At 33.8% G+C, this 5,560-nt stretch carries 4 protein-coding genes and 1 pseudogene; 2 read left to right on the forward strand and 3 right to left on the reverse strand.

From position 1 onward, the window contains the following. Window positions 1-1,085 (reverse strand): replication initiation protein (locus tag H2672_RS18745; protein ID WP_186673891.1); only part of this gene is annotated, 1,085 nt, incomplete at its 3' end. A 1,544-nt stretch (window positions 1,086-2,629) separates the two neighbouring features. On the opposite strand from H2672_RS18745, the gene H2672_RS18750 reads away from it, so the two are divergent. Further along, window positions 2,630-3,268, forward strand: a complete 639-nt coding sequence (locus tag H2672_RS18750) for a PBECR4 domain-containing protein (protein WP_186673893.1) — start codon at window positions 2,630-2,632, stop codon at window positions 3,266-3,268. 485 nt (window positions 3,269-3,753) lie between these two features. Here H2672_RS18750 and H2672_RS18755 read toward each other — a convergent pair whose 3' ends face one another. Then, entirely contained in the window at window positions 3,754-4,389 is a 636-nt protein-coding gene (locus H2672_RS18755) for a hypothetical protein (RefSeq protein ID WP_255485907.1), read from the reverse strand. A 307-nt stretch (window positions 4,390-4,696) separates the two neighbouring features. Between H2672_RS18755 and H2672_RS18760 the strand changes: the two genes are divergently transcribed. Next, complete coding sequence (locus tag H2672_RS18760; protein ID WP_186673895.1) at window positions 4,697-5,134, forward strand: hypothetical protein; 438 nt, start codon at window positions 4,697-4,699, stop codon at window positions 5,132-5,134. A gap of 125 nt (window positions 5,135-5,259) precedes the next feature. Here H2672_RS18760 and H2672_RS18765 read toward each other — a convergent pair. Next, a pseudogene (locus tag H2672_RS18765) lies at window positions 5,260-5,560 on the reverse strand (hypothetical protein); the annotation flags it as partial.

The raw sequence follows: 5,560 nt of genomic DNA on the forward strand, positions 1-5,560 counted from the left end.
ACCTTTTCTTGCGGTTCGAACGACTTGTCCTTTTTTTTGAACCAGTCGGGAATGATTTCCTCCCGTCCTGTCGTTCTTTCCTTCGTTGGTTGAAGGTCAGCGAACGTTGTATGTTCTCCACGCTCATAAGCTCCCCACGCTAATTGAATTTGCGACTTAATAAATCCAAGTGGATTTTGCACTGACTTTTCTACATTCACATACCCAATAATCATGGCTAGTTCATTCTCAGCTTTGTCACCCCATATGAATAATGCCCCTTGATACAATTGAGAAAAGTAATTTTGAGTAAACTGGAAAAGTTTTTTGTCTGCCAACTTATTTAAACGAACGCGTACATCTTCATTTTCAGGCAATATTTTCGGTTGTTCAAGCTGTTTTTCAGATTCGGGTAGCTTGATTTCTTTTTCTGGAGCATGTTGAATTGTAAATTCAATTCGTTCAACGCTGCGCCCCTTTTTGATTTCATTGAAACCAATATAAAGATCTGTCTTTTCGTTCACTTCTTCAATAGCTGTTGCCAAAACACGCGCTTTTAAATTAGCGTATCTCGGATATATTCCTTCACCTACTCCCAATTTCCCTCTTAAATCCTCAATAGAACATCCCCACTGCCCAAGATGTTGCCACTTTTTCATGAGTTCATATAGGCGAATAGAATAAGTACTATTAAGATTTAAAATGTTGCTCAATCGGTATGATGTGAACTGACTTTTCAATTGGAGCATGTAAGGTTTTAATTTGGGTGAGAAAGACAAGTCAATAACTCCTTCCCCTTCTTTATATTCAGCACTAGAAATCCAGTTTGCTAATAACCAACCACCATTTTCTTTAGGGATTTCAATTGTCTTAGTCATTAAGTTTTCAGCAATTCCCTTCATTTGCGTATACTTTACGCTGCCTTTTAACCCCAACATCTCACTAAAGTTTTTAACAGATATTCGGTAATCCTTAAAATCCTCGTCAGACGGTTGGATCATGCTGACCATCGCAAGTACTATCTTTTGTTCACGAGCAGTCAAAGGCTTCTTATGACGCGCTTCAATCAAATTATTGCTTTGAGTAACTAAATATTTATCCTCCATAAAAAAGTCTCCCTTCTTCAATAAAAAAGATAGGTAACATCATTTATAAAACTGTTACTCTAAATAACATTAAACTGATTACAGTTCATTGTCAATATTATGAATAACACCTATACCACATTTGTTACCTTTAAGACCAAAACTGTTACTTTTAAGACCAAAACTGTTACCTTTCAAAGACCAAAACTGTTACCTTTAAGACCAAAACTGTTACCTTTAAGACCAAAACTGTTACCTTTCGACCTCACAAACCCAGTCATACCAACGCTTTGAGAGCCCTCTAAAACACTTAAAACAAAGATCTTAAACATTAAGTACTTAAAACAACAACAAACACGCGCGCGTGGTGGTGGTCAAAAATCAGGTGACATTGATTTCTCTTTTTCTATCAAAAAAATCGAGACGAATTATGTACACCCAAAACATAAAAGGTCGTTACTAGAAAAAAAGAGGACAAATCCTTAAAAAGGACATGTCCTACTCTCCCAGACTATCAAATATAGCCATAGAAACTCACAGGACACCCTTAGAGCGTCGATATAGAGATTTAGGAGTATCTCTTAGACTCTGGCTTTACGGACGATTCTAGACTACTTTTGAGCGTTTTTAGAAATACGCAGCTACACGCAGAATTTGTGGAAGAAGGGATGCATAATTATTCGTTTAGACAGGCCTAGCGTTCACCAGAAAGCCCGTTAATTCAACGATGTATATTTCATGCATAAAAGAGTTAGAGAGCGATAGGAGAAGAACTGAGGGTTTATAGGGGGGCATGGCTTCTTAACAACTTCCGAGAACCGGTGTTATGTTAACCTGTTGTGTATGGACTATACAAAACTGTTCAACGATCAATTCGAAATGTGAAATTAAGAGTTATCGGAAAGGAGCAGATAAAATGGATTATTTGTGGTTTCTAATTAAAGAGCGTTACATGCTTCTTTCTATTTTTCTATTTTTTATATTTGTGAACTTGTTTTTACTTTTAGCTATTTGGAAAAAGCGTTCTGATATGCCAAAAAGCTTAACCGTAATAATAACTATAATTTGCACGATCATAATTATTTTATCAATGTTTGCATTAGTATTTGCAGTTTCTTTTGGATATAATTCCTGAAAAAACATTTTGACAATCGGCTGCCTTTACATGGCAGCTTTTTCATATTAACTACTTCCGTGAACTGTTTTTATGTCAACCAAAAGTGTATACGGTATGAAAAGAAAAAAGAGAACAAACATAAAAATTGGATTTGATGGAACAAATTCACCTAATTCTAAATCGTAGTACTTGTTTTTTTAAAAAAATCGTATTATAATTAATTTGTAGTACATAATATAAACAAGTGGCATTTTAAAAATGCTATACAACACAACAGACGTTATGTGTTGTATCCCCTTTACTCAAGGGGCTGAAAAATAATAAGAGTGCTTTATCCATCCTGCTACGGATACACATATAGTAGCATACGTCATTTATCAAAATTTAATCTTACAAAATGACTCTGGTAGTTACTATCAGAGTCATTTTTTTATAGGAGAAAAAACATATGGCTGACTTGATTAGTAATAAAGATGATTATGCGAATTTAAGTAATACTCCGACGGCAGATCAATTAACCCTTAAACTAGTACTAGAATATTATGATGACTACATAGAACCTTATAACTATACATACACAACAAAAAGTGAAGAGAAATTAACCTTGAAATGTAGTTATGCGAATTTCCCGCATTTAATAGGATTGCATTATGCTGCAAACGCTAAATATGGAAGAAATCACGAGAAAGCAAAAGAATTTAAGGGTTTTGACGCGTATGAAGCTATAAAAAGTGGCAGTATTATTAAACAAACAATAAAGGCAATTTACCCTAAAAAAAATGAATACTACAAAGATATGACCTGTAAAATTCGTTATTTTTACAATTTACATAAAGTATTAGAATCCCCTTCTGCAGTCTATTACAATAAATCTAAAAGTAAAAAGAAAAAAAATAGTGCTATAGATTGTGACATCCTGCTATATAAAATTATCGATAACCAATATATACATGTGGGTTTAGACAAAAAAGGTGGGAATTATGTCCCGATAACCTTTTTAATAGAATCAGGTCCGATATTCATCGATGAACAAACAGTTATCGAAATAGAGAAGAGTGAAAAAATAAGACATAGAAGGACTAAATAAATATATTGCCCCCGCGATATTTACCTTGTTGCTTGGCAATTGCAAAACCTTCTTGTTGGGTAGCACGAATCCGTTTACGGTCAAGTCGGATCCGAATAGTTCTATAAATAATTTTAAAACCCAGCTAATCTTCTCATGTGAAGGTAGCTGGGTTTTAAAATTGTAAGTGCAAAATAGCACTTAGAAAATGAGCGAAATAAATCCTAAAGTGACACTCATCACATGGCTTTTTTTCACCACAACAGTATCATAACTTAAAAAGTAATAATAAATACTGCCGTGAACAGGCGTTATGTTAACCTGGTGTGTATAGGGGATACAAGACCGTTCAGCGATCGAATCGAGTTTCTTATTCAACTAACGGGGCAGGTTAGTTCAATAAGAAAAAATGGACTTTTGATAATTTTACTTGGGAAATTAATTTGAAGATGGAACTTTTATTCTTTTGAATGAAACAGATATTTAAAGGATTAATAATTCTTTTTTTATTTATCACTAATCTTTTTTAACTCAAAATAGGTTGCTTCAAGCTGTAAAATAAGTCTTTCATTATTCACAATATAAAAAGAAAAAGGATATAAATAATTTTTGTCATTTGTAATTATTATATACCTTATTATGTCATTGGGATTAAGCCCTAAGTTTCCTTCTTTTCGATTGACTTTACTATAAACCAGAAATGCATCGGCATTAGAATAAACCGTACTAATATGGATTTGGGGATTTTCTATGGAATACTGATACGACTTATAGTTAGCAATACCTTCCGACGAGAACAAGTCTTTAGTTATAACAATTTCGTCACCAATTACTTTCTGGCCTTTAGGGTATTCTGACGCGTCATTATAAATATAGTTAAATCCAAGTAATTTATCAATTTTCCAAGTACCAAAGAGAAATTGTTCTGATTTCTTGTCTAATGGACTTCTTGGAAAACTAACCAGGGGAGTACCATTTGAATTGATAATTTTTTTAGCCTCTAATTGTATCTTGGGGATTGTTATTATCTTATTTTTTTTAATATCAAGAAGTTCAATATTCGTAATGCTTTCCGCACTTACAATAAATAAATTAAATAGGAAAATTATAGGAATTGACGAAAACAATATTTTTCGAATCACATTTACCACCTCAGATGTAGCATTACCAAAGCTTATTTCTTTATGCCTTATTCTTTTCTTGTTGAACTAACGGGTGCTTTACTTCAAGAAGGAGTAAGGCCTTTTTCTTATTGAACTAAAGGGGCAGGTTAGTTGAAGAGTGTTGTTTAACTTGTGTTCAATCGGGCATTATGTCGATTTAGGAGTAGCATAAAAAATCCTTTTTTTGCAGATAACAAGTTTTTTCAGAGTCCAGTTATACATTTTAAAAAGAGGTAAACAATATACACGTGGTCCTATGAATGATAACCGTACAGGAGGTAATACGATGAATCATTTACGAGTTATTATTTACATTTGTATATTAGGAATTTTGATATATCCCCAAATGTTATTTGCTGAAAGAGAAGAAGGAGTACCATTTTTAATTAACAATGGGAAATGTCCTAACACGCAAAATTTAGGGCCTGTGAGTTCAGATAAAGGCCTTATAAATGCATTGAATACGATTATTCCTGAGGTTTATAAAGATTCAAATTACACAGGTTGGAAAGTGGAAACCATAGCACATCTTCCAAAGTCACCGCATCCAGAAGCTTATTATGCAATGGCTAAAAATTATTGCGGAGAAGAAATAGCTAATAATTCTTGGTTTGTAGAAGTACTATTTCCACAATATTTACCAGCATATGATGCATCACATAGGCAAATTTTTGTTACTAAAAACAAACAGGGGCAATGGTTTGCTTGGTTTAGATTTCATTAATGCCTGTTCAACAATCGGAAGGGATTGTTGAATAAGCGTCACTTTTCTTCTTCAACTAACGGGTGCTTTACTTCAATAAGAAAACAAAACCAAAGCAGATAAAAAGAGCCTTTGAGGACTCTTTTTTATCTGCTTAATTCGTTATCTCGCTCACGTCTGACCTCTTTTTTGTGAATCTTTTCAAATTCACTTGTTCTTGGCTCCAGTTGGCCCTTCTCACGCGCCTGTGAAGTTTTCCCCTTAACTTTATCCGCAAAATCCTTAAAGACGCTTTTGAAGTCCCTCACGCTCTTTGTATGCTTCTCAACAAATTCTTTTACACTTTGATAAGTCGCTTTAATTTCAAGCGTTAAATCAGCCACACGAGCCTTTAAATCCTTATTACTAGAAATAAGGATTTGGTTTTCTTCACTCAATTTCGTGTAG

The sequence above is a fragment of the Sporosarcina sp. BP05 genome, from assembly GCF_014282005.1.
GTDB lineage: Bacteria > Bacillota > Bacilli > Bacillales_A > Planococcaceae > Sporosarcina.